Source organism: Accumulibacter sp., from assembly GCF_031732815.1.
Taxonomy (GTDB): domain Bacteria; phylum Pseudomonadota; class Gammaproteobacteria; order Burkholderiales; family Rhodocyclaceae; genus Accumulibacter.
In genome coordinates, this window is the sequence record NZ_JAVMKF010000214.1 from 1 (window position 1) to 3,514 (window position 3,514).

General features: G+C 64.7%; 7 protein-coding genes. 5 read left to right on the forward strand and 2 right to left on the reverse strand.

Going from position 1 to position 3,514, the window contains the following annotated elements; all coding sequences use genetic code 11:
* The 5 genes from RKP46_RS13545 to RKP46_RS13565 all read left to right on the forward strand — a co-directional run.
* Positions 1-230: hypothetical protein (locus RKP46_RS13545; protein ID WP_409194146.1), on the forward strand; the 230-nt coding region annotated here is incomplete at its 5' end.
* A gap of 83 nt (positions 231-313) precedes the next feature.
* Positions 314-598 carry an AbrB/MazE/SpoVT family DNA-binding domain-containing protein gene (locus tag RKP46_RS13550; RefSeq protein ID WP_300327674.1) on the forward strand — a complete coding sequence of 95 codons (285 nt, stop codon included), beginning with the start codon at positions 314-316 and terminating at the stop codon, positions 596-598.
* A complete protein-coding gene (locus RKP46_RS13555) occupies positions 595-999 on the forward strand; it encodes a type II toxin-antitoxin system VapC family toxin (protein ID WP_311107124.1) in 405 nt (134 codons plus the stop codon). Before RKP46_RS13550 ends, RKP46_RS13555 begins: the two co-directional genes overlap by 4 nt.
* Positions 1,000-1,445: 446 nt before the next feature.
* Entirely contained in the window at positions 1,446-1,742 is a 297-nt protein-coding gene (locus tag RKP46_RS13560) for a DNA-binding protein (protein WP_311107125.1), read from the forward strand.
* A gap of 16 nt (positions 1,743-1,758) precedes the next feature.
* Positions 1,759-2,067 carry a helix-turn-helix domain-containing protein gene (locus tag RKP46_RS13565; protein WP_300327676.1) on the forward strand — a complete coding sequence of 103 codons (309 nt, stop codon included), beginning with the start codon at positions 1,759-1,761 and terminating at the stop codon, positions 2,065-2,067.
* A gap of 257 nt (positions 2,068-2,324) precedes the next feature.
* Here RKP46_RS13565 and RKP46_RS13570 read toward each other — a convergent pair whose 3' ends face one another.
* Together RKP46_RS13570 and RKP46_RS13575 are read right to left on the reverse strand one after the other, a co-directional pair.
* Positions 2,325-2,741, reverse strand: coding sequence for a type II toxin-antitoxin system VapC family toxin (locus tag RKP46_RS13570; RefSeq protein WP_300327677.1), 417 nt, complete (start codon positions 2,739-2,741; stop codon positions 2,325-2,327).
* On the reverse strand, positions 2,729-2,956 hold the full coding sequence (locus tag RKP46_RS13575; protein ID WP_300327678.1) for a hypothetical protein: 228 nt from the start codon (positions 2,954-2,956) through the stop codon (positions 2,729-2,731). The genes RKP46_RS13570 and RKP46_RS13575 overlap by 13 nt, the downstream gene beginning before the upstream one ends.
* Between the last annotated feature and the right edge of the window lie 558 nt (positions 2,957-3,514).

Below are 3,514 nucleotides of genomic sequence, written 5' to 3' on the forward strand. Positions count from 1 at the left end.
GCGCCATCGTCGCCGGCGAGCGCAACGCGTCGCTCGCCGACGCGCCGGGGCTCGACTACCGCGACGCCGCCGAAATCCTCCTGCTGCTCGAGCAACTGGCCGCCGCCGGTCCGATTGCGCGAACGACGCGCGCTGGCCCGCGCGCCGTAAAGCGCATGATGTGGGTCATTGGCGCGGTTGGCGCAGTTGCCGCCGTCGCCGCTTTGTCTTACGCCCTGGGTACGGGATGACTCAGCTTTTCGCTCGCAGGAGTACTCATCCCGGCAAAGGAGTACCATGTGCGCACGGTATATACAGGAGACAGGAGCGACGAATGCGGACACGGGTGTTCAGAAGCGGGAATTCGCAAGCGGTGCGCATTCCGCTGGAGCTGCAATTGCCACCGGGAGTGAAGGAGGTCGAGATCGAAGCGATGCCCGGAGGGGACTTGCTGATCCGGCCGGCGTTGCGCCGACTCACCGGGCTGGCCGACAGCTTTTCGGCAATGGGCGCCTTGGGATGGTTTCCGGATGGCGAACGTCCCGATGCGGGCGAGGAGCTTGAGCGCGATTGGGGAACATGGGGCGCCGCCAAGCGCGGAAATGGCGAGCCGGGATGAAAGCGGTGCGTTACCTGCTCGACACCAGCATCTGCATCCATGCCATGCAGGGGAATCCGGCGCTGGCCAGGCGTTTCAGCGAGTGCTACTTCGGTGACTTGCTGCTCTCGGCGATCAGCCTGGCGGAACTCGAATTCAGCGTCATCGCGCCAGGCGGCGACGGCGCAGCGCGTCGTGCAGCACTCGACGCGGTGCTCAACGATCTCGTGGTGCTCCCCTTCGATGCCGCCGCCGCGCGCGCCTACGCCGTCGTTCGCCGGGCTGATCCGCAGCGCACGCGCAATGCGCTGGACAAGCTGATCGGCGCGCACGCACTGGCCGTGGAAGCGACGCTGGTCACGGCCAACCCGGCCGATTTTTCGCGCATTCCGGGGTTGCAAGTCGAGAACTGGGCAAGCTGAGCGGCCGGTAAGCCGAACAGGCGGAAAGCCCGATTGGTCGGTCAAAGGAGCATTGGCGGGGTCGCCATCGCTGGCCGCCGCTGCTTCGGCCAGGACGTGCTGCAAGCAGTTCAAGCGACCCGCCGCAGCGAGGAGCCGACAATTCCGCCAATGAATCGTGCCAGGGGAAACGAACGGCCACCGCTGGCGGGGAGGAACAACGACCAGGAACGATTCCGCAAACGCAAGCCAGGGACCTTCCCGTTCCGCTTGCCGTGCCACTTCCCCTTCCGCCTCCTTTTCGGCGACCTGCTCCCTCTCGCACAGCAGCGGCGACGACGGGATTGTCCGCCGGTTGCACAGGGCGCTGTCGGAGCTGGATACGTCGCTGACGATCAGCTCGCCTTGAGCCTTCCAAGGTGAAGATCGGCCTTGACATGCTACGGGAAACCCGTAGAGTTCAAGGCATGCGCACGGTGATCGAAACCCCGACATTCCAGAAACAGGCCGCGAAGCTGTGGTCAGAAGACAAGCGACTGAGCTTTATCGACTGGATTGCAGCGAATCCGCTCGCCGGGGACGTGATTCCTGGTGCGGACGGCGCGCGCAAGGTTCGCTGGAGCCGTGCCGGGTCTGGCAAGTCTGGCGGGGTGCGGGTGATCTACTTCAATCTGAGCGCGCAGGAAGTCGTGCTGCTGGTGGCGGCGTATGGCAAGGCGGACCGTAGCACCATGCGTCCTGACGAAATCAACAAGGTGGTGTGAGATGGAGGGTGCGGGAATGGACGTTGACAAGGTGGCGGCGGCGATCGAGGCGGATGCCGGTGAAGCGCTGCCGGACCTGCGGCAGGCGCTTGCCGAGGCGAGGGACGGGATGGGGCGGATCACGACGGGCGAGCAAATCCTGGTTCGCCAGGCGCGGAAACTGTCCGGCCTGTCGCAAGCGGCATTCGCCGAGCGCATCGGCACCCCGGTGGCGACGCTGCGCGACTGGGAACAAGGGCGCTTTGCGCCGCCGGGCGCGGTGTTGTGCCTGTTGCGGCTGATCGTCAAACATCCCGAGTTGTCGCAGGAGTTGAGCGAAGTCTGAGCATCGCCGCAGGCCGTTTTACTGACGGGCCGCCAGGCGCAATGCTCGTGCGGCCAAGCATTTCCTGAACAAGGTCTGACTCTCGCCGGAGGCTCTTCCGGCCAACAGGCCTTCGATGCTGTCATCTCTGTCCACGGCATGCCAGTAGATGCCGCGGCTCATGGCGATCAGGCGCCTGCTTTTTCGCTCTGCAAACATCATTTCCCAGCGCTGCCGGCAGTGCATATCTGACCGTGCTGGAGACAAGGCGAACTTTCTCAGCGGCCAATGAAGGGATTGAGCAGTTTCGCGCCGGAACGCTCGACATCGCGCGTGTTTCGGCTGACCAACACGAGATCGTGCACCAGCGCTGTGGCGGCGAGCAGACCGTCGGCCATCGGCAACGGATCCGGAATCCCTAGGCGGCCCCAGGAATCGGCGACTTCCTGGGAAATCGGCAGCAGACGATTGCCCACCGAGGCGCGCAGGGTCGTCAGCCAAGCGTCCAGCCTTGTCGCTGCGATGGGGTCACGCCGACGCAGCAGCTCCGTGCCGCGGCGTATCTCGCCGAGAACGATCACGGAGAGGTAGATATCGGCGGCGGAAATGCCCGCGTACCAAGCCTGCACGCCTGGGTCGCCGCGATCGCCCTTGCGCAGTTCGGCCAGGACGTTGGTGTCGATCAGGAATCCCACGCCGCATCTCCACGCCCGTAGTCCGCTGGCCTGGTGAAATCGGCGTCCTCACCAACATCGGGCATGGCGGCGAGCAGAGCCTTCAAATCCCCGGCTTGGTCACTTTCCGCTGCGTCCGGGACGAGAAGGATGACTTCAAGGCGCTTGTGCCGCAGCGATTCGGGAACGGCGATCGAGGTCGGTGCGTCTTCATAGAATTGCCGAATGGCTTCCATCGCTTCTTGATCCTTCGCAAGTCGTTCTACTGTAGGGCTCCCTTTGACCGAATGTGAGCTTAGCGGAAAACGGCTGCATTGTCCGCACGACGGACGCTCGCCCGCTCGGCCGCGCGAAACGGGCAGGAATCGGCGACCGCGGTCGCGCCGGCGACGCGGGCCGGGCCTTGGCGCTTGCCCTCGGGTGCGTGTCGCCGCAGCCCGCCGCGCGCGCCGCAACAACCGCAGGCGAGGCACAGGAATCTGGCGTAGACTTACGGCGCTAAGTGCTGTTGTAATGGGCAAAAGCAAGCGGCGAGCTTAGTGGGCAAAGGACGAGGGCCCGGCGTTTGCCGAAGAGAAACCGAAAAGAAACCGACGCTGCCAGGGGAGAGGCACGATGAACGAGAACACGGGCGGAAGTGCCAATCGCGGAGGCTCAACGACGGGAGATTCGCCAACGACTGGCGCTTCCGCGAGCTACTTCGTCTCGCACAGCAGCGACGACGACGGGATTGTCCGGCGGTTGCACCGGGCGCTGGGCGAGCTGGATACTTCGCTGACGATCGACTCGCGGGC